A 325-nucleotide genomic window follows, 5' to 3' on the forward strand; every position below is an offset into this window, starting at 1 on the left:
CTGTTTAAAAATCATTAACGCATCGGCAAGCGAACCGGCCTGCTGCTTGGTTGACATAATTAAGCTAGTTTTAGTCGGGATTTGAGTTGATACTTGCAGTGGTTTTCGGGCAAACACAATGAAGCGACTGTGATTTTCTTTTTGATTGGCAAGATTCGCCTTGATCACTTCAAGGCCTACATTTTTCCCTGCTTGCGCAGAGCCGATTGCTGCGCTGTTCGGTGTTTCAAGAGCTGATTTTAATGCACTTGATGTTGAATCGCAGGTTTCATGCTGAAGTTCGCCAAGGCCCTGTAAAAAGCGGCTACACTGGGCAAAGGGTTGC

The 325-nt window shown here is 45.8% G+C and carries 1 protein-coding gene; it reads right to left on the minus strand.

Annotated features, from left to right (window positions below):
* Positions 1-325 (minus strand): prephenate dehydratase domain-containing protein (locus CWB66_RS21945; protein ID WP_289508527.1); only part of this gene is annotated, 325 nt, incomplete at both ends.

The sequence above is a fragment of the Pseudoalteromonas sp. S558 genome (assembly GCF_005886635.1).
Taxonomy (GTDB): Bacteria; Pseudomonadota; Gammaproteobacteria; order Enterobacterales; family Alteromonadaceae; genus Pseudoalteromonas; species Pseudoalteromonas aliena.